The sequence below is a fragment of the Streptomyces sp. NPDC043427 genome, from assembly GCF_056436655.1.
Genome location: NZ_JBWKCC010000015.1, coordinates 165,344 through 183,544, shown reverse-complemented (window position 1 = coordinate 183,544; position 18,201 = coordinate 165,344). Strand labels below are relative to the sequence as shown.

Sequence of the window (18,201 nt, the reverse complement as noted above, 5' to 3'; positions counted from 1 at the left end):
CGGCACGCACCCCCCACGCTCGGCCTCGCTCGCGCTGGAAGGACCCCCACCACGTCGACGCCCTCTCCTCCTTGCGGCTGCACGCACCAGCCCCCGCTCGGGCCGGTGTCCAGGCGCCGTCGCTCGGAGCCGGCCTGATCCACAAGACACCCCCTAGCGACGGGCATCGGGGCGCGCGGCCGCCGAACCCCCCTGGTCCGGGGGGCGTCGCGGGCTGGACGCCACCACGGGGGAAACTCTGGCACCGGGTGTCCCGAGCCGACGTCATCGCAGACCGAAGAACTCGATTTCCAGGATCGCCGTGTGCCGGTCCTTCCCCTCGGCCGCGTAACTGGACCGGACGATGAACCGCACCGAGCTGACGTTCTTCCCTTCGAGGTCCAGCGTCTGCGGCCCCGGCTTGTCCTCCAGCTTGAGCCGCTTCTTCTCGACGTCGCCACCCGGTCCGCCCAGCTCGACATCGAGGACGGACGGCCTGGCCTGTTTGAGGAACTCGTCCTTGTTGACCGAGACCCCGGTGTGGATGATGAGTTTCTCCAGCGTGACCGGCTGTTCGAAGCGCGCCTCCAGATCCTCACCCGTACCCGCGCCGGCCGGCGCCGACGCCCAGTAGGTGTTGTTCGCCCCGTCGAAGGCCAAGTTCGGCCCATGGTCCTTGAGGTGGCCGGACGCCTCCGCGAACTTCGGGTTGACGGGGGTGGGTTCGGCCGTCCGGTTTCGGAGGTTGTCGATGAGGTTGCCCAGGTGAGGCCGGGCGAGGTAGCCACCGCCGAGCAGGAGGACCAGCGTGATCGGGATCGCGAGGCTCGGCCGTCGCCATGCCCGGGCCGGAGGACGCTGCCCGGCCGCGAGCCGACGCGGCGGGCGGCGGCGGATCCGCCGCCACACTCGCGCCCACCACGAAAGCCGCTCCTCTTCCACCACGGGCGCGGTGAGAACGGCGCCGCAGCGAAGACACAGGGTGCGGGTACGGGGGTTGGCCTGCGCGCATGCCGGACAGACCAGTTCGTCGACCGGGTCCGGGGTTCGGGGGCGGGGCGCGGCCGCGGTGGTGTCCTCCGTGCCCGGCGACGCGGGCAGGTCGTCCGGGTCCGCCGACCGTTCACCGGGCCGCCGCACGGTGCCGGAGGCCCCGCGTTCCGTCGGCGTCCGGGGCCGGACCGGCCCGGTCGGCGCGGTGGGGAAGGACGGGCCCGCCGGATTCGGGACAGCCTGCTCCGGCGTGGAACCGGCCGGCTGTGCCTGGGGCCGTGTCGGAGCCGGTGCCGTTGTCTCCGGCCGGGGCAGGACGGAAGCGGTCCGGGTGGCCGCCGGCTCCGGCGCGGGACCGGCGGCCGCGGCTCCCTCGACGGACGGCCCGGAACCGGACGCGTCCGGTGTCACGGGGTCCGGCGCCACGGGACTGGGCACCGCGGGGCCGGAGACGGTGGCCCCCGCGACGGCTGCGCGGGTCGCCGTTCCCGTGCCCTGGCCGCCGTTCGCGGAGCCTGCGCCGCTCTCCTCCCACTCCAGGAAGGCGCTGCAGGACGCGCAGAACGCCGCGCCCGGCGCGTTGTGGTGGCCGCAGTCCGGGCAGGCCGGCCCGCCGGGGCCGCTCATGACGCGTCCGCGAGGGGCAGCAGTTGCGTGTCGTACCCGACGTGCGCCGGCACCTCACCGGCCACCAGCCGCCGCAGCCGCTCCGCACCCGCCGCGTCCGGGTCGGCCACCCGCACCCGTACGGTGACCCGGGGCGGAGTCCCGGCCGGCCCGGGCAGGGGGCTGCGTGCCGTCTCGGACCACGACGTTCCGCCCGTCTCCTCGATCTCCGCCTCCGTGCCGAACTCCAGTCGTACGGCTTCGGCGAGTCCGCCTTTTGTTCCCCGTCTGCGGTGCCGTTTCACCGCCCCGAGGACTGCGGCCCGGCGCTGTCCGGCCGGCTGACCGTCGGTCGGGTCCGTGGCCACCCACTCGCCCATCCACGCCAGGAAGTCCTCCGGGGCGGTTCTCGGGTCGAGGTGGGCGGGGAGGTTGTCGATGGTCAGCAGCACCGGCGCCAGTACGTCGTCCAGCGCCCCGAGGAATCGATGGATGAAGTCCTCTCCCACATACACGGCGGGGAGCTGGTAGATGAGTGGATGGGGCGTGGGCAGTCCCGCGACTGTTCCGCGCATTCAGGCCTCCCGCATTCGGAGTTGGTGCTCGTAGGAAAAGACGAGGGCGTGCGGGTCGAGCACGATCCTGGTGACGGGGTCGGCGCGCTGTCCGGTCACCGGGTCGGCCGGGAAGAGCCTGACGTCCTCGACGAGGTCGACGCCCGTCACCCGTTGGAGGACGGCGTACACCTCTCCGGCATGGATCGGCCGCCCGAACGGCCAACCCTGACCGCTCGGGCCTCCGGTGATCGGGTTGAAATACCCGTACAGGGCGGCCAGCGCCGCGGTGCGGACCGGTTCGGCGGCGGCACCGCGGGCCGCCAGGACGGACGCCACGACGGTGACACCCTGGTAGTAGGGCGGCTCGACCACCAGCCGGGTGCCGATGGGGCGGCGCTGGTCCAGGTAGTCGGCGAGGCCCCGCAGCGTCTCCCGGGGCGGCACCAGGTCGTCGAAGCGCAGCCGCCCCTGTTCGTCGCTGCGCACGGCCGGCACCAGAAGCAGCCGCACGCCGCCCTCCTCACCCTCCCCCGCGGGTACGCAGGCGACCCGCGCCGCGTCCGGGGCGACCTCCCGCGCCAGCACCTCGTAGTCGCGCGGGACGACCGCCCGGTACAGGGTGCTCAGCGTCATGGGGCCGCGGACCTTGGCGCTCTCCACGGTTTCCCCGTCGACCCCGCCGACGGCGGCCCGCGGGTTCTCGGCCCGCGCGACGAACGGCAGCGAGGTGCGCAGCACCCGCAGCGTCCCCTTGGCGACGTTGCCGTGGCTGCCGCCTCCGGTCCGGTAGGCGCGGATCCGCACCGGGGTGCCCTTGGCCGGCACGGCGCCGTAGTAGCGGATCGTCCCGTCCGGCTCGCGAACGGCCGGGCCGAAATCGATCCGGCCGGAGTTCGGATCCAGCGTCAGGTGCCGGTCCTCGGGGCCCGAGTGGGCGAAGTCGTCGACGCGGTGCCACTGCGACCAGTCCGAGCCGTCCGCCACCTCTACGACGAACGGCTCGTCGCCGGGGACGACGGGCGGCCGGGCGACGTGGAAGGACTGGCCGGGCAGGCCCTCGGACAGGCCCAGGACCTCGTCCGTCACCGTTTCGGCGTGCACGGCCTCGACCGTCGCGCCGATGGTGAAGGCCTCGGCCTCACGGATGGTCGGCGACTGCAGATAGGTGGGCTGGTCCGGCTCGGCGGAGACCAGCCGGCAGCGCACCCACCCCGCGTTTTGGCGCGCGATGGTGGATTCCGCGTGGCCGCCCGGCAGGTGCAGAACCACCTGGCCGGGGCGGTTGAAGCCGCCCGTCGTGTCCTCCTCGACGTCGCAGCGCGCCCACACCGTGCCGTCCCACGCCTCCCAGCGCAGCGGCGGGCGCCGCGGGTCGACGCCGACGCCGTCGACCCGGCAGTCCAGACGCAGCACGACGACCCCGGCGGGGACGGGGTTGGTCAGGCCGACGTACAGGGCATCGCCAGGGGCGGGCTCCGTGTCGAAGCAGGGCACGTCGCGGCCGAGGGCGAGTTCCTGCGTACGGTCGGTGGCTCCGCCTCCGGCTGGGCAGGTCGCGAGCCGAGCCAGCCCGCACGGCACGATCGGCAGGTCGCGGACAGTGGTGAACACCACCGCCTCCTCGGTCTCGGTGCGCACGCTGGCGACCTCGGCGCCGGCCCTGACCCGGACGGTCTCGGGTTGCGGCGCGGACAGCCAGAACGTGACGTCCGTGCGGGCGGCGGTGGGCGGGTGCAGTCGGACGCCGATCAGATCGAGGAAGGCCAGGTAGTTCTTCTCGGGGACGCGGTTGAGGCGGTAGAGGAGTTGGTCGACCATCGTGGCGAACGCCTCGATCAGGGTCACGCCGGGGTCGGAGACGTTGTGGTCGGTCCACTCGGGGCAACGCTGCTGGACGAATCTCTTGGCGTCGTCGACGAGTCCCTGGAACCTGCGGTCGTCGAGATTGGGGCTGGGCAGCGTCACGGACCCGTTCCTTCCTCGTGTTCGGGGATCACATAGAACGGAAACACGAGGTTGCGGGGGTCGTTCGTGCCACGCACGGTGTAGCTGATGTCGATGTACAGCACCCCGTCCTCCACCGCGTCGAACCGGACGTCGATACCCACGACCTCGATCCGCGGCTCCCAGCGGTCCAGGGCGAGCCGGATCTCGTAGGCGACCTGGCCCGCGGTGCCGGCGTCGGCGGGGGCGAAGACGTAGTCGTGGATGGCGCAGCCGAACTCCGGCCGCATGGGGCGCTCCCCGGGGGAGGTGGCGAGCACGAGCCGGATCGATTCCTCGATCTCCCGCTCGCCGCGCACCAGGGCGATGCTCCCGGTGGCGTCGGTGCGCGGCGGGAACGCCCAGCCCGCGCCGACGAACTGCTGTCCCATCAGCCGGTCACCCGCCGATCAGGACGGTCGGACAACCCACGATGATCGGCGCCCCGCAGGCGGCGGTGTCCCCCATCCGGGCGGCGGGCTTGCCGTTGATCAGGACCGTGGGGCACCCCGGCGGGATGATCACGGACGGCGGGTGCACGGCGGGCGGCGGGAAGGCGCAGGTGTGGGTGGTGCCGACGGTGGCCGCGGGCATGCCGCCGATGAGCACGGTGGGCACGCCAGGCGGGCCGACTGTTCCCGGGTGGCCGGTGGGATCGCCGACACGAGCGGCGGGTGGCATGGCGGAGGCTCCTTTTCGTCGGCTCAACGCTTCTCGTCGTCTGTTCGCGGTGTCGGGTCACGGCCCGTCAGTTGATGCGGACCAGGCCCGCGTTGATCGTGCAGGTCGCCCCGCCCTTGATCTCCGTGCGCGCGGTGCCGTTGACCGCGACCTGGCTGCCCTTCACCTCCACTCCCCCGCTCGTCTTGAGCCCGACCTGGCCGCTGCCGCCGTCCACCTGGACACCGGTCTGCGCGGTCACCTTCACCGACTTTCCGGTCAGTTCGAGGGTGCCGTTGCCCGCGTCCATCAGCGCGCCGTTGCCCGCCTTGACGGTGACCTTGTCCTTGGCGTCGATCTCCACCGTGCCGTCGCTGTGCACAACGATCTTGGTGCCCTTGCGGTCGAGGTCGATGGTGAGCTTGCCGTCGCCGGTGACCATCCGTACGCCCTGCGGGCCGGAGGCGTTGTCGAGCAGTTCGAGCTGGTTGCCGCTGCGGGAGGAGAACGACCGCCGGTTGACGGCGCCGCTGGTCCCGTCGATCAGCTCGCCGCTCGCCGTGGACGGTTTGTCCTGCCCGTTGAAAAGGCAGCCGAGTACGTACGGGTGGTCGAACCGGCCCTGCTCGAACCCGACCAGCACCTCGTCACCCACCTCGGGGGCGAACGCGGAGGTTCCCTTGCCGTCCTTGCCGCCTCCTCCGGAGGTCTGCGCGGTACGGGCCCAGTCGCTGACGTACTCGTCGGACAGCCACGGGAACTTCACCTTGACCCGGCTGAGCTTGTCCGGGTCCTTGGTGTCGGAGACGAGACCGATCACGACGCCGTCCGCCCCGGGAAGCCGGCCCGCCCGGCCCGCGCCGCCGGCCAGCGCCGACAGGGAGCGTTCCTGCTGGCCCGAGACGGTCACCCAGGTCTCGTAGCCGCGCTCCGCGTCGAAGACGTGCCGGGAGGCGGTGACGGTGTACCGGCCCTCGAACGGGGCGCCGACCCCGGACAGCGCGACCGCGCCGCCGGCCCGGACCTCGGGATTGCCCTGTATGACCGCCTCCATCTCGGCGAACGACCCGGCGATCCGCTGCGCCAGCGCCTTGGCGACCTGCTCGACGCGGGCCTGCGCACCGTAGGTGTTGTCGGTGACGAGGTAGTCGGCCTTCCCGAAGGGGCGCACCGCGTCCGCCGGGCTGATGCCCAGCTGGACGGTGTCCGCCCTGCCCGCCTCCGCCGTGCCCACCAGGGCCCGTTTGGTCTTGGTGTCCCAGCCGCGCACCTGGACCTGGGAGACCTGCTCGGCGGCGGTCACCCCGGCGCGGCAGCGCACCAGGTTCTTCCCGAGTTCCAGCACGAGCGGGTCACGGTCGGCGCGGGCCGAGGAGCCGGGCGCACCGGACGCCGCGGTGGGCTTGGTGACATGCAGGGCGCCGTCGATCACGTACACCTGCGCTCCGGCGTCCTCGGCCAGGTCGCGGACGAACTCCCAGTCGGAGACGTTCGCCTGGGCCACGTGTTCGAGGACCGGTCCGGAGACGTCGATCGTCCCCGTCCCGAGCCCCGCCTGCTTGGCGACGCGGCGGCAGATGTCCGCGACGGTCATGTTCTGGTAGGCGGCGACCCGACGGCCCCGGAAGAGCCGGTGCGCCTTGTCCATACCGCGGACCACGGTGAACGTCCCGGTCTCGTCGAAGTCCAGCTCCAGCGCGGTCACCTCACCCTTGAGCAGCGGTTTCGGCGAGCCGCCCGCGCCGGACGAGGCCAGCAGCCGCGCCTCCGAGCCGATCTTGATACCGGCCTTGTCGAGCAGCACCCGGCTGGGGTCGCGGAACCGCAGGACGAACGTGTCGGGCAGGGTTCGGCTGTCGTCGACGTAGCCGTCCACCAGGGTGTTGGCGAGGTCGGCGGGGAGTTTGGTACCGCCGATCTCCACCACGAGGATCTTGGCGACGGTGTCCTTGGCCATCAGACGTCCCTCCGGCCGCCGGTCGCTCCGGACCCGTAAGCGACGGGCTCCGCCGCCCCGCCCGGCACCGTGTCCAGTTCGTCGGCCGAGGGGAGCAGCAGCTCCCGTCCCTCGGTCAGCCGCATCGGATCGTCGATACCGTTGGCCTCGGCGATGGCCCGCCAGGCCGCCGCGTCGCCGTACTCGGCCCAGGCGAGGCCCTGCAGCGTGTCGCCGGCGCGGAGCCGATGGACGCGGCGTGCGGTGAGCGCCCCCGAGGTCGGGTTCTGGCCGGCTGTCTCTCCGCTGATCTCCTCCATCGTCACCTGGCACACCGCGCGGATCGGCACCCCAGAGGTGGTGAACAGCGTGTACTTGACCTGGACCTGGCTGACATAGCCGGGGAAGCCGGTGATGCCGCCCCAGTGGAAGACCACCCAGGGCGGCGACGACCGCTGCGCCTGCCGGGTCTCGTTGGTCGGTACGCAGCAGGCGAACAGGCTCTCCACCGCCTTGACCACACTGGTGTCCTGGGTGTCGCTCGCGTCGAAGAACATCTCGACGGTGAGCTTGCTGGGCTGCGGCCCCTGGTACTCCGGCGGGCCCGCGCTCCTGGCGCCCTTGGCGGGGGTGCGTTTCCAGGACGCCGACTTGCCCAGGCTGAGCTCCTTGGGATTGAACTGGAAGTCGATCCGGCCGCAGGGTCCGCCGGGGGTGAGGCTGCCGCCCGAGGGCGGGGTGCGCAGTTCGAGGTAGGCGTGCTCCAGCTTGGGGCGCGCGTCACCGCCCGCGGCCGACGCCGACTTCGCGCCGCCGCCTGCCGCGCTGAACGCCACGGGGCCGCTCATGCTCCGGGCTCCATCATGTAGCCGTGGTGCGCGATCTCGATGGTCTCCGTGGCGACCTTGGGCGACTCGGGATTGAACGTCGGCCCGGTCCAGCGCACCGGCACCACCTCCAGCAGGCCCCAGCGGGCGACCATCACGCCGTCGCCGGTACGCGCCTCGATGTGCGCGGTCTTGCGGGCGAACCCGGTGGTCATGCTGGCGAACCACTTGGCCACCTTCTGGGTGTCCTTCGTCAGCGGCCGGGAGAGCTTGACGTTGGGGTACTTCAGGCGCGTCGGCAACTGCCAGACGTGACCGTTGTTCCCACCCTCCTCGCGGGGTTCGAGCACCACCTCGCAGCCCAGCCCCTCACAGGTGTTGAACGACCCCAGCTCGATCCCGTCGATCGTGACGACGAAGCAGACCGAGACCGCCGGGTCCTGGGTCATGGACATCCGATGCCCTGCCTTTCTGTCGGTACCGGGTGCTCTGTCAATGCCGGGTGTGGATCAAGGAACCGGCGCGTTCACGTTCGATGCGCAACTCCGCTCTGAGCAGCCTGCTGAGGGGGGCGACCAGGGCTCGGACGAGTTCGTCCGTGACCTTGGGGACGCTTGACTTCCCAGGGGTGGCGGCCGAGGTCGAGGAGCCGTCGGTGTGGCCGGGGGCGTCGGCGGACGGCGTCGGCGGTTCGGCCGGCTCGGGCTGCGGCGACGGGTCGGCGGGCGGCGGCTCGCTGACCGGTACGCCGTCCTCAGCGCGTTGCACGACGGGCGCGGTGAACTCCACGGAGCCGTCCGGCATCCACTGGGCCACCCCGGCGGCGACCGCCGCGGCCCCCGCGCTGACACCGGGCAGCACCGACGGTTCCTGTCCGCGCAGGGGTGGGGACGGGGGCATCGGCGGGGCGGAGTGGCGTACGGGCGGCGGAGCGACGCCGGGCACCGGTTCGAGGCGCTGCAGCGGGACGGCGGGGCCGAGGGCCCGTGGGGCTTGAAGCGGCCGGGTGGACGGCGGGAGGGCACCACCGGGGAAGAGGGCACCGGCGCCTGAGGTGCCGGGGAATTCTGGGGGCATGAGGAGCTCGGGGCGGCCGGGCCCTCGGGGGCCGCCAGGGCCGCCAGGACCATCTGGAAGCCTGGAGATGCTGGGGAGGCCGGAGACACTGGGGAGCCCGGAGATGCCGGGGAGACTGCGGCTGCCGGGGCCGCTCGGAGGGCTGGAGAGGCCGGAGAGGCTGGGGCGACCGGGGCCACTCGGAAGGCCGGAGACGCCGGGGAGGCCGGGATCGCCGGGGAGGCCGGGACCGCCGGAGACGCCGGATGTACCGGGAAGGCCGGAGGTACCGGGGAGGCCGGAGGTACCGGGGAGGCCGGCGTTGCCGTAGGACCAGGCAGGTGGGGCGCCATGGGCGAGGGCCGACACGTCGGCGCCCGCGGCGCGCTGTACGACACCACCCGCGTGGCGGGGGGCGGCGCCGGGGGATGCGCTGCCGCCGCCGGTCGCGGGGTGCCCACCGCCGGGGCCGCCGTGGTCGCCGGGCCCGGCGAAGGCGTCGGCTGCGGAGTCGGCGGACCAGGCACGACCTCCGGAACCGCCGGACCCCGAGAGGGACGCTCCGCCCCCGACGGGCTCCCATCGGACCGGGACCGCGGCCGGTGGCTCGGAGGCGGGCGGCGCCTCGGCGGACGGTGCCGGAACCGTATAGAGCGGCAGCGACCGCTGCGCCACCAGGGGGAACACGGGGCCGGCGCCCCGGGCCGCCGACCCGGCACCGGCCTCCGCCTCGGGAACCGTACCGGGAAGCATTGCATCGTCCACGGCATCCAGCCGCCGCACCGGCATGGGCGTCGCGGCCGTCACCATCTCTCCCGGGCCAGGCGCCTCGAGCACCGCCGTGTCACTCACCGCGAGCGGTCCGGCGTCCCCGAGCAGCGGTGCCCGGTCGGCCTCCGCGAGCAGGGGCGTCGCACCGGTCGACGGCGGTGCGGGGGGCGAGCCGCCGGGAACGTCGAGTCGCTGCACCGCGACCGGCCCGGGCGGCGCGGCGCCACCGGAACCGGCGGCGGGTCCGGAAACGGCATCAGTTCCCGGGCCTGGGCCGGTGCCCGAGCCCGAATCGGTGCCCGAGCCCGAGCCCGAACCGGTAGCCCAGCCGGGGCCCGAGCCCGGCACCGGACCGACGTCCAGGGCTTCGGCGCCGGCGCCGGTCGTAGTCCCGGGCGAGAGCCCTGTGCCGAGGTCCACCGGGTCCGTGGTCAACGGTGGCGTGTCGCCGAGCAGCGGCGCGGTGCTCTCGCCGTCGGGCGACGCCACTCCGGGCTCAGCCGGGCCTGCCACGACGTCCGGCTCCGCCGGCACCTTCGGAGCGTGCGGGACGCGCACGTCCTCCGGGGCCGCCGGTGTCTCCGGCTCCTCCACCGTGCGGGAGACGTGCGCGCCGGAGGGGACGGAAGGGGACACGGCGGACTCGGCCGGCGGCGCCGCCGAACCCGGAAGCGGCAGGGCCGTGGGCGGCAGCGCGGAGAGCGGCTCGCCGAGACCCCGATTACGCGGACGCGGCGGAGCCGTGACGTCACGCTGCACACCGGGCCGCACAGCAGCCCCGGCGCCGTCCACGCCGCCTATGAGTGGAGCGGTGGGGGCGGCCTCCGACCCCTGGCCGGCGGCCGTGCCGGTGCGTGGTGCGGCGAGCGGGAGCGAGGCCGTGTCCCGTACCGCTGTCGGCCGGTCGGGGACCGACGCTTCGGTCCGCTGGAGGACGCCGCCCTCCTCGCCCTGTCCCGCACGCGTGCCGGGCGTGGCGAGCAGGCCGGCGACGGGCTCGGCCGGGGTGCCCGGAGCCAAGGGACCGGGGCCCGCGTCCGGCACGGACGGTGGGACCGCCGCGAGCTTCCGCGCCGGTACGTCCGGTGGCTCCGCGACGATCAAGGGGCGGGCGGGTGCGGGGCCCGCGGGGGCTGGCGGGACAGACTGCACGCGCATGACCGTCACCGGAGCGGGCGGTGCCGTATCCGCCTCCAGGCCGGTCGACGCAACGGTCGTCCGCTGGAGTGGCGCCAGGGGAAGCGGCGGCGTCGGCACGACCGCCCGTACGCCCTCGGGTACCGACGAGCCCCTGGCCGGGGACACCGACCGGAAGACGACCGGGCCACCCGTGCCGTGCGGATCACCCTGCAGGTCCCCGGCCCCGGAAGCGACAGCTGCAGCCGCACCGGGCTCGCCCGCCCACGCCTTTGCGGGATCCTGCGCGCCCCGCGATACGGCGTCCACCGGCGCCACGGCGCGTGCCTCCGGCCGTACGCCGGTCCGCTGCACCGGCATCGTGGGTTCCGCCAGCCCGTGGCCGACGCCGGACGGCGCCTGGGCGCTGACGAGATGGCCGAGCGGTCCGGTGACCGTCGGGTCCTGCCAGGTACCCAACCGCCGGCCGAACCCGCCGGGGTCGGTGACCAGCCCCATGTGCGCGCTCAGCGTCCGTTGCACGGGGGGCGTCGACCGCCACCCGGCCGTGACCGGTGGGGCCGCCGCCGCGTCCGGTCCGGGTGGCGTCGTCCCGGCGTCGGCGCGCGCTCGCGTCCCGGGCTCCGTGGCGCCCCGCGAGCCTTCACCGCTCCTCGTCAGCCAGGACAGCAGTCCCATCTCGGTGTCCTCTCACCGCCCGTTGAGACGGGCGATCTGCTCGACGTACCGCTGCCGTTCGGGGTGTTCCAGATCGAGCAGCTCATCCAGCGGCCAGTGGAAGTGATAGGCCAGGTACGCGATCTCCTCGTAGAGGCGTTCGACCGCGTACGTCACGATTCCCCCAGGCGGCCCCCGGCGAGGTCCACGGCGAAGTGTTCCTGGCAGGAAGGGCAGGTGACCGCGGCGCGGGTGTGGCCCTCCGCGTTGATCCGCCGGTAGAAGTCCTGGAGGAAGGCGAGGTCCGAGGCGAACAGGTCTTCCACGATGCCCGCGTGGACATCCTCGATGGTGCCGAGCCGGGTGATCACCCGGGCGATCAGGACCACCGACAGGTACGCCGAGTTCTCCCGGACTCGGTCGTCCCGCAGCGGGATGAGCTCGTCCCGGGCGGTGGCCAGCCGCATCACACCGTGCCGGTGCACGGTGCCGGATTCGTCCACGTACCCCCGGGGCAGTTCGAAGGCGAACTCGGTGCGGAGCGTGTCACGCCCCGCACCGCTCGCGCTCTCGCCCGGCCCCCCGGCCTGGTCCTGCCCCGGTGCGCCCGGGAGCGGCTGTGCCGCCTGCCGGGCCTGGGTGGGCATCGTCCTGCGCATCACTCAACTTCCATGCTCTCGTACGTGATCGAGAGCTTCTCGGTGAGGACGGAGGTGTCGCCTGCCTTGAGGGTGCCGATCTCCAGCGACTTCGGCCAGGCGTTGATCAGCTGGTAGCGCTTGATCGCGCTGCCCTCGTAGTCGTAGACGATGATCGCGCCGTTCTTACGGGCGTCGCTCATCTTCCCGAACCGGGACGACTTGATCCACGACTCGAAGCTGTTGTCCTCGGTCAGACCGCGGGTGACGGTGACCTCGCCGGCCTTGGGGCGGCCCGGCAACTTCTTGACGGCGTACTTTCCGTCGGCGGTGTTCTGCTTGAGCTCGATGACGTCCTGTTCCATCTTCAAGCCGCTGACCTCGGTGATCTGCTTGATCACCACGCCGTCGAACTCCAGCCCGAAGGAGTGGCCGACAGAGCTGTCAAGTTCGGGGAGTGCCATCCCAGCCTCCATGGCTCATCTCGTGTGTGGAGCGGCGGTCTTCCACCGCCCCGGGACCGATCCGCGGGCGGCCCACTTCCGTCGGACCGTGACCCGCCTGCCGTTCTGCTACTCGTCGACCGATCCCGTTCCGCCCGACAGCTGTGCCAGCCGGAACACCACGAACTCCGCGGGCTTGACCGGAGCGACCCCGACCTCGCAGACGACATGGCCGGCATCGATGCTCTCGGCGGGGTTGGTCTCCCGGTCGCACTTGACGTAGAAGGCCTCGTCCGGGGTCAGCCCGAACAACGCGCCCTTTCGCCACTCGTTGACCAGGAACGCCGAGATGGTGCGCCGGATACGCGCCCACAGGGCGTCGTCGTTCGGTTCGAAGACGACCCACTGCGTGCCCGTCAGGATCGACTCCTCGAGGTAGTTGAAGAGCCGACGTACGTTCAGATAGCGCCAGGCGGCGTCGGAGGAGAGGGTGCGGGCGCCCCACACCCGGATCCCGCGGCCCGGGAAGGAGCGGACGCAGTTGACGCCGATCGGGTTCAGCAGGTCGTGCTCGCCCTTGGTGATCTGCGTCTGGAGGCCGACCGCGCCGCGCAGGACCTCGTTCGCGGGCGCCTTGTGCACACCGCGCGACTCGTCGTTACGCGCCCATACCCCGGCTATGTGCCCGCTCGGCGGGACGAAGGTGTTACGGCCGACCGACGGATCGAACGCCTTGATCCACGGGTAGTAGAGCGTCGCGAACTTCGAGTCGAAGCCGGCCACGTCCATCCGCCAGTTCTTGATCTGCTGCGGCGACAGCCCGGGGGGAGCGTCCAGGATGGCGACCCGGTCGCCCATCAACTCGCAGTGGGAGATCAGGGCCTGCTGCACCGAGATGACGGTCTCGTCATCGATGATGCCGTGCTGGTGGGCGCTCATCAGGTCGGGCACGGCCACCATCGTGATCTCGTCGATGGCCTCAAGACCGCCGAAGCCCGTCCGCTCGTCCGCGTCACCGATGTAGTGGTCGGCCGACAGCGCGACCGTGCCGGACCCGGCAGGTGCGGGGGCCGTGCCGGACTTGGCCGCGAGGACGACCGTACCGGTGTCGGGCTTCGTCGACGCGGCGGCCCGGCTGACCTCCTCCAGAGCGATGATCTGCGACTTCTCCTTGACCTTGGTGACGACGTTGTCCTTGCCGCGGCGGGTGGACACCGAGGGGTAGGTCTCCTTCTCCTCCCCGTCCACCTTGACCACCAGCTTGAACGCCTCACTCGGCGGCGCCTCGCCGTCCGCCGCGCCGACCTCGACCGTGATCTCACCGGTGACGCTCGGCAGGGCCCGGACCCGGAATCCGCCGAGCAGCGCCTCGGCTGCGGACTCAGCGCCCGCCGTCCCAACGGCGGACCCGCTCTGCGGTTCCCCCTGGACGCCGTTCCCGCCGTCTCCGATCCGGACGACGTAACAGTTCCCGCCCCCGTTGGCGAAGTACCCGTACACGGCGGACGCCAGGTAGGAACCCTCGACGAAGTCGCCGAAGACACCTACGTACTGGCTCCAGTTGGTGACAAGTGTCGGCTCGTTCAAAGGCCCTTGCGGGGCGAAGCCGAGAAACGCGGCGACCGAGGTGCCCACTCCCTCGATCGGTCGTGCCCCGGCCTCCACTTCTTCGACGTAGACGCCCGGGGACAGATACGACGGCATACCCACTCCTCCTATGACCAGCGGCCGAAGCAGATTCTGACTCCGGCCGCGATCACCCGGAACGTGCCGTCGTCCGCCTCGCGGTGCACAGCCCGCTGCCCGATCAGGCACGCCGCCCTTCCCCTGGCCGTACCCACCGTTCTCGTGTACGAGTGGCCACGAACCCGAACACTTGCGGCCATGAAGGCGGCGCCGGACAAAAAGACCAGCGCGAGGACCAGCGCGGCGCCGGCACGTCCGGCGGCCCCTGCCCAGGCCCCGGCCCCGGCCCGGCCCACGGTGGAGGAGTCCACGGCACCCGGGCCGGAGAGCGCCCCTCCGGCGGGCCTCGCGCCGCAGCAGTTGCGTCTGCTACAGGCACGCGCGGGGAACGCCGCGGTGGCCCGGCTGGTGGCGCAGCGCCAGACGGCGGCTCCCCCTTCCACGGGTTCCACGGGCGCCCCGGCTCCGCCGGTCAAGCCGCCGCCGTCCGCGTCGCCCGCGTTCCAGGGCCTGAGGTCCGAGGTCCGGGCGAAGAAGACCGCGGCCTCCCAACACGCCCCCGCCGCTGCGGAGTCGAAGGCCGCGCAGGATGCCGCCGTGGCCCCGCCGGACGACAAGCAGGCCCAGGGCAAGGCCGCGCAGGCCGAGAAGATGAACGCCGCCAAGCCCGGCGTGTTCGACAAGGCCGCCTTCATCGCCGCCGTCAACCAGGCCATCGCCGCGCAGGCTCCGAAGAACCTCGACGAGGCCGACAAGTTCTCCGGGTCCGGCAAGGCGGAAGCCGTCAAGGGCCAGGTCAAGGGACAAGTCGCCCAGGGCAGGGAAACCGCCGCCAAGGAGATCGACTCCGCCACGAAGGCGGGACCGGACCTGTCCAAGGCCCAGGACAAGCCGGTCACTCCCCTCACTCCCGACGCTCCCCCGCCCACCCCCGGTGCCCCGAACCCGGCGGGCGCGGTTCCGGCCAGACAACCGGACGCGGTCACCGACTTCTCCGGCGGCCCGCAGCAGGTCAACCAGCAGATGGCCGACGCCGAGGTCACCGAGGACCAGCTCGCCAAGAGCAACGAGCCTCAGTTCACGGATGCCTTGGCGGCGAAGAAGGAGGGCGAGCAGCACTCCGCCACCGCCCCCGGCACGGCACGCGGCGCCGAGGCCAAGCAACTCGCCAACGCCAAACAGGGCGCCGCGGCGGCCGGTACGCAGGCCATGGCCGGGCTGGCCGCCACCCGCGCCGGCGTCGGCAAGCAGGTCGACGCGGGCAAGAGCGCCGGCAAGTCGGCCGACGAACGCAAGCGGGCGGAGGTCACCGCCCGTCTGCAGAAGGTCTTCGACGCCACCAAGACCGACGTGGAGAGGACCCTGTCGGGCCTGGACAAGCTCGTCGACGAGAAGTTCACCGCAGGCGAGAAGGCCGCGCGGGAGGCGTTCACGGCAGACCACAAACGCCGGATGGACGCCTACAAGGACAAGCGCTACTCCGGCTTCACCGGCAAACTCAGGTGGGTCAAGGACAAGTTCGCGGGCATGCCGGAGGAGGCCAACCAGCTCTTCCAGGAGTCGCGCAAGCTCTACGTCGCGCAGATGCAGCAAGTCATCAGCTCCATCGCCGACGTCATCGGCAGCGAACTCGGCAGAGCGAAGGACCGCATCGCCAAGGGCCGTGCCGAACTCAAGGCCGAAGTGGACCGTCTGCCCGCCGACTTGAAGAAGTTCGGCCAGGACGCCGCCAAGGACTTCACGGAGAAGTTCGACGGACTGGAAACCGACGTCAACGCGAAATCGGATCAACTCGTCCAGGACCTCGCCCAGAAGTACACCCAGGCCCTGAACGCGGTCGACGACGAGATCAAGAAACTCCAGGAGGAGAACAAGGGCCTCATCGCCAAGGCCAAGGACGCCGTCGTCGGTGTCATCCAGACCATCATCGAACTGAAGAACATGCTGCTCGGTGTCCTGGCGAGAGCCGCCGCCGCGGTCATGAACATCATCAAGGACCCCATCGGGTTCCTCCGCAACCTCGTGCACGCCGTCGGTGCCGGGTTGCAAGCCTTCATGGCCAACATCGGCACCCACCTGAAGAAGGGCCTGATCGGCTGGCTCCTGGGCACGATGTCGGGCGCGGGCCTGCAGATTCCCGCGAAGTTCGACCTGCGGGGCATCCTCGGCATGATCGCTTCGCTGATGGGCCTCACCTGGGCGGCGATCCGCGCTCGGATCGTCCGGAAGGGCATCCCCGAGCAGGCGATGTCCGCTGTCGAATCGGGCGTACCGCTGGTCTCAAAGCTGCAGGCCGAGGGTGTCGCCGGGGTGACGGAGGAGGTCAAGGAGCAGGTCGGAGATCTGAAGGAGAACCTGCTCGGCAAGATCTCGCAATACCTGATCCCGACCGTCCTGGTCGCGGGGATAACCTGGATCATCAGCCTGTTGAACCCGGCCAGCGCGTTCATCAAGGCCTGCAAGATGATCATCGACATCGTCACGTTCATCGTCGAACGCGGCGCCCAGATCATCGAGTTCGTCAACGCTGTACTCGATGCGGTGATCGCCATCGCCGGCGGAGGAGCGGGCGGGGTACCGGGGTTGATCGAGGCGGCCCTCGCGAAGTCGATCCCCGTACTCATCGGAGCCCTGGCCGCGATTCTCGGGATCGGTGGCATCGCCGACAAGGTCAAGAAATTCTTCACCGCGCTGTCCAAGCCGGTCATGAAGGCCGTCGACTGGATCGTCGGAAAGATCGTCGTCGTCGGCAAGAAGATCTGGAACAAACTCAAGAGCAAGATCCGTGGGGGCGACGACAGTCCCGAGGGCAAGCGGCTGCGCCTCGCCAAGGGCCTCACCGCCGCACGGTCCGCTGCCCAGCGCCTGAACAGCAACGGCCGGCTCAGCCGGGCCGCCCTGCGCGCGGCCTTCGCGGCGATCCGGGTCCGCTACGGCATGGCCTCCCTGGAACCGGTCGTCCGGGGCGGCAGCTGGTCGGCGCGTGGAACGGTGAACCCGACCGACGAGGTCGAGCTCGGCGTCGGGGCCCGCGACAGCGAGGAGAACTCGCAGGAGACGCAGGACCCGTCGGACGCCCGCTACCTCGAGATGATTCGCCAAGCGCTGCCGGCGCACGCTGCGACCTTCTCCAAGGAGGCGCAGCAGGCGTGGAACAAGACGCTGAGGGTCACCGAGGTCGACGAGGAGCCGGTGTGGGACGACCCTCCGGTCCAACTCGCAGGCCTCCCCGCTGAGGCTGCGGGGCTTCTGACCAACCAGGCAGTCCTGAAGCAGCTGCTCGGCTACTTCAAGGAGAAGCCCCGCCGGAGAAGCGGCAAGGGAGACAATCCGGGCACCGCTGCCGACACCGGCAGCTTCTACAACCACGCCTTCAAGGACGGCGGGCCACTGCGCGAGAAGATGTTGAAGGCCCTCGGCGAGGCCGCGCTGCGAGAACTCAAGAAGCCGCGCGCCGGCCGTTCGGTGGATGCCACGAACCAGGTCAACACCATGCAGTACGGAGTGGCGTCGGGCCTCTACGGCAAGTTCGCGCCGCTGCCCGGCTCCGGCTCCGGGACGAACAAGGACCTCGAAGCCACCGTCAACGCCAAGGGCGGCATCATCGGCTTCCTGCGTTTCGTCGCCACCGAGAGCTCGGAGTGGAACACCAGGGTTCTTGACCTGTGGGCGAAACACAAGCCGTCCAAGGAATACCTGATGGACCTCTTCCGGCGGGCTGACTCCGGCAAACACGAGTGGATTCCCACCGACTACATCCCGGTTGTTCTCGTGCGCGCGATGGGCCACCTCTCGCGGGGCGACAAGCTCGAAGCGGCCCGCTGGGTGGCGCTGCACCACGCCCTGCGGTCCAAGACCGAGCACGTCATCTGGGCCATCCAGGGCGTGTCACCCAACGGCCATTCCGGCGCCCTCTGGCAGCAGTACGTCGAGGGCGGAAAGACGAAGTACAAGTTCACTCTGACCAACGGCCAGGACGCTTTCCACAACAGACTGCGCGACATCTTCAACCAGCACCAGGGCAGCGCTCTGCAGTACGTGAGTGCCCTGCGAGCGCGGCTGCAGGACGCGAGCAACCCCCTGATCTGGAACGGGAACCTCGACAATCATGATCCACAGTTCCTCGACGAGCCTGTCGCGGCGCTCGTGAAGACCGCCGCGGGTATAGTCCAGATGACCGTCCGGGAGCTCGGTGCTGAGCAGACAGCCAACTTCAACGCCATCATGGACGACCTCGACGACGCCGACGACGCTGTGCAAGAGGTGAGCTGA

General features: G+C 71.4%; 14 protein-coding genes. 1 reads left to right on the top strand and 13 read right to left on the bottom strand.

Annotation, left to right across the window (positions count from 1 at the left end; all coding sequences use genetic code 11):
- Positions 1 to 264: 264 nt before the first annotated feature.
- The 13 genes from AC067M_RS24160 to AC067M_RS24100 form a co-directional block, all read right to left on the bottom strand.
- Positions 265 to 1,599, bottom strand: a complete 1,335-nt coding sequence (locus tag AC067M_RS24160; protein ID WP_478699091.1) for a zinc ribbon domain-containing protein — start codon at positions 1,597 to 1,599, stop codon at positions 265 to 267.
- Positions 1,596 to 2,153 (bottom strand): phage tail protein, encoded by a 558-nt coding sequence (locus tag AC067M_RS24155; RefSeq protein ID WP_478699090.1) that lies wholly within the window; start codon positions 2,151 to 2,153, stop codon positions 1,596 to 1,598. Before AC067M_RS24155 ends, AC067M_RS24160 begins: the two co-directional genes overlap by 4 nt.
- The gene (locus tag AC067M_RS24150; protein ID WP_478699089.1) at positions 2,154 to 4,100 is read right to left on the bottom strand and encodes a putative baseplate assembly protein; all 1,947 of its coding nucleotides are present in this window, start codon (positions 4,098 to 4,100) and stop codon (positions 2,154 to 2,156) included. It lies immediately after the preceding gene.
- On the bottom strand, positions 4,097 to 4,510 hold the full coding sequence (locus tag AC067M_RS24145; protein WP_133932537.1) for a GPW/gp25 family protein: 414 nt from the start codon (positions 4,508 to 4,510) through the stop codon (positions 4,097 to 4,099). The genes AC067M_RS24150 and AC067M_RS24145 overlap by 4 nt, the downstream gene beginning before the upstream one ends.
- Positions 4,511 to 4,517: 7 nt before the next feature.
- Complete coding sequence (locus tag AC067M_RS24140; protein WP_478699088.1) at positions 4,518 to 4,799, bottom strand: PAAR domain-containing protein; 282 nt, start codon at positions 4,797 to 4,799, stop codon at positions 4,518 to 4,520.
- Positions 4,800 to 4,866: 67 nt separating this feature from the next.
- A complete protein-coding gene (locus AC067M_RS24135; RefSeq protein WP_478699087.1) occupies positions 4,867 to 6,735 on the bottom strand; it encodes a VgrG-related protein in 1,869 nt (622 codons plus the stop codon).
- The gene (locus AC067M_RS24130; protein WP_478699086.1) at positions 6,735 to 7,562 is read right to left on the bottom strand and encodes a CIS tube protein; all 828 of its coding nucleotides are present in this window, start codon (positions 7,560 to 7,562) and stop codon (positions 6,735 to 6,737) included. The genes AC067M_RS24135 and AC067M_RS24130 overlap by 1 nt, the downstream gene beginning before the upstream one ends.
- Positions 7,559 to 7,996, bottom strand: a complete 438-nt coding sequence (locus AC067M_RS24125) for a phage tail protein (protein WP_393630877.1) — start codon at positions 7,994 to 7,996, stop codon at positions 7,559 to 7,561. Before AC067M_RS24125 ends, AC067M_RS24130 begins: the two co-directional genes overlap by 4 nt.
- 37 nt (positions 7,997 to 8,033) lie before the next feature.
- Entirely contained in the window at positions 8,034 to 11,183 is a 3,150-nt protein-coding gene (locus tag AC067M_RS24120) for a hypothetical protein (protein ID WP_478699085.1), read from the bottom strand.
- Positions 11,184 to 11,195: 12 nt separating this feature from the next.
- Positions 11,196 to 11,339 (bottom strand): DUF6760 family protein, encoded by a 144-nt coding sequence (locus AC067M_RS24115; protein ID WP_167455655.1) that lies wholly within the window; start codon positions 11,337 to 11,339, stop codon positions 11,196 to 11,198.
- The gene (locus AC067M_RS24110) at positions 11,336 to 11,821 is read right to left on the bottom strand and encodes a hypothetical protein (RefSeq protein ID WP_478699084.1); all 486 of its coding nucleotides are present in this window, start codon (positions 11,819 to 11,821) and stop codon (positions 11,336 to 11,338) included. Before AC067M_RS24110 ends, AC067M_RS24115 begins: the two co-directional genes overlap by 4 nt.
- Positions 11,821 to 12,264 carry a phage tail protein gene (locus AC067M_RS24105; RefSeq protein ID WP_478699083.1) on the bottom strand — a complete coding sequence of 148 codons (444 nt, stop codon included), beginning with the start codon at positions 12,262 to 12,264 and terminating at the stop codon, positions 11,821 to 11,823. Before AC067M_RS24105 ends, AC067M_RS24110 begins: the two co-directional genes overlap by 1 nt.
- A gap of 108 nt (positions 12,265 to 12,372) precedes the next feature.
- A complete protein-coding gene (locus AC067M_RS24100) occupies positions 12,373 to 13,947 on the bottom strand; it encodes a phage tail sheath family protein (RefSeq protein ID WP_478699082.1) in 1,575 nt (524 codons plus the stop codon).
- Between the two features lie 180 nt (positions 13,948 to 14,127).
- Between AC067M_RS24100 and AC067M_RS24095 the strand changes: the two genes are divergently transcribed.
- Positions 14,128 to 18,201 carry a phage tail protein gene (locus AC067M_RS24095; RefSeq protein ID WP_478699081.1) on the top strand — a complete coding sequence of 1,358 codons (4,074 nt, stop codon included), beginning with the start codon at positions 14,128 to 14,130 and terminating at the stop codon, positions 18,199 to 18,201.

What these genes read in the sequence shown, in the direction of transcription:
- AC067M_RS24160 (WP_478699091.1), bottom strand. Translation starts at nt 1,599, where the DNA reads ATGAGCGGCCCCGGCGGGCCGGCCTGCCCGGACTGCGGCCACCACAAC.
- AC067M_RS24155 (WP_478699090.1), bottom strand. Translation starts at nt 2,153, where the DNA reads ATGCGCGGAACAGTCGCGGGACTGCCCACGCCCCATCCACTCATCTAC.
- AC067M_RS24145 (WP_133932537.1), bottom strand. Translation starts at nt 4,510, where the DNA reads ATGGGACAGCAGTTCGTCGGCGCGGGCTGGGCGTTCCCGCCGCGCACC.
- AC067M_RS24140 (WP_478699088.1), bottom strand. Translation starts at nt 4,799, where the DNA reads ATGCCACCCGCCGCTCGTGTCGGCGATCCCACCGGCCACCCGGGAACA.
- AC067M_RS24135 (WP_478699087.1), bottom strand. Translation starts at nt 6,735, where the DNA reads ATGGCCAAGGACACCGTCGCCAAGATCCTCGTGGTGGAGATCGGCGGT.
- AC067M_RS24130 (WP_478699086.1), bottom strand. Translation starts at nt 7,562, where the DNA reads ATGAGCGGCCCCGTGGCGTTCAGCGCGGCAGGCGGCGGCGCGAAGTCG.
- AC067M_RS24125 (WP_393630877.1), bottom strand. Translation starts at nt 7,996, where the DNA reads ATGTCCATGACCCAGGACCCGGCGGTCTCGGTCTGCTTCGTCGTCACG.
- AC067M_RS24120 (WP_478699085.1), bottom strand. Translation starts at nt 11,183, where the DNA reads ATGGGACTGCTGTCCTGGCTGACGAGGAGCGGTGAAGGCTCGCGGGGC.
- AC067M_RS24110 (WP_478699084.1), bottom strand. Translation starts at nt 11,821, where the DNA reads ATGCGCAGGACGATGCCCACCCAGGCCCGGCAGGCGGCACAGCCGCTC.
- AC067M_RS24105 (WP_478699083.1), bottom strand. Translation starts at nt 12,264, where the DNA reads ATGGCACTCCCCGAACTTGACAGCTCTGTCGGCCACTCCTTCGGGCTG.
- AC067M_RS24100 (WP_478699082.1), bottom strand. Translation starts at nt 13,947, where the DNA reads ATGCCGTCGTATCTGTCCCCGGGCGTCTACGTCGAAGAAGTGGAGGCC.
- AC067M_RS24095 (WP_478699081.1), top strand. Translation starts at nt 14,128, where the DNA reads ATGAAGGCGGCGCCGGACAAAAAGACCAGCGCGAGGACCAGCGCGGCG.